Consider the following 1,040-nt stretch of genomic DNA (forward strand, 5'->3'; position numbering starts at 1 on the left):
GGCAGTTCGTCGCCCCGCTGCAGCTTGTCGACCTTGTCCTCGAAGCGACGGTCCAGACGCTTGCGGGCCTCGTCGAACTGGCGGCGCATGGCCTCCAGCTCGCCCATGGCCTTCTCGTCCTCAAGGGCGATCTGCCACCACAGGCCCGGCGAGATGTCGTTCAGCTTGTCGGCGGTGATCTCGCCGCGGCCCAGGCCCTTGGGCCCGGAGACCGCGACCTTGCCCACGAGCATGTCACGCAGACGCGAGGTCATGTTGCGGTTCAGGATGGCGAACTCGTCGTCGCGGTCCTTGCCCAGACGGTCGATCTCGGCGCGCTCGATGGCCATGGCGCGCTCGTCCTTGTCGACGCCGTGGCGGTTGAACACGCGGACCTCGACCACCGTGCCCGACACGCCGGGCGGAAGGCGGAGCGAGGTGTCGCGAACGTCCGAGGCCTTTTCACCGAAGATGGCGCGCAGGAGCTTTTCTTCCGGCGTCATCGGGCTTTCGCCCTTGGGCGTGACCTTGCCCACCAGGATGTCGCCCGGCTGGATCTCGGCGCCGATGGCGACGATGCCGGCCTCGTCGAGGTTGCGCAGGGCTTCCTCGCCGACATTGGGGATGTCGCGGGTGATCTCCTCAGGGCCGAGCTTGGTGTCCCGGGCCATGACCTCGAACTCCTCGATGTGGATCGAGGTGAAGACGTCATCGCGCACGATGCGCTCGGAGATGAGGATGGAGTCCTCGAAGTTGTAGCCGTTCCAGGGCATGAACGCGACGAGCACGTTGCGGCCCAGGGCCAGTTCGCCCAGCTCCGTGGACGGGCCGTCGGCCACCACGTCGCCGGCGGCGATCCGGTCGCCCACCCGGACCAGCGGACGCTGGTTGATGCAGGTCGAGGTGTTGGAGCGCTGGAACTTCTGCAGCCGATAGATGTCGACGCCCGGCTTGGTGGGGTCGGTCTCTTCGGTGGCGCGGACGACGATCCGGGTGCCGTCGATCTGCTCGACCACGCCCTTGCGGCGGGCGATCACGACGGCGCCGGAGTCCCGGGCCAC

General features: G+C 68.0%; 1 pseudogene. It reads right to left on the minus strand.

What is annotated here, in order from left to right:
• Window positions 1-1,040, minus strand: a pseudogene (locus tag Q7S93_RS00530) (DNA-directed RNA polymerase subunit beta); the annotation flags it as partial.

The organism is Phenylobacterium sp. (genome assembly GCF_030646615.1).
GTDB lineage: Bacteria > Pseudomonadota > Alphaproteobacteria > Caulobacterales > Caulobacteraceae > Phenylobacterium.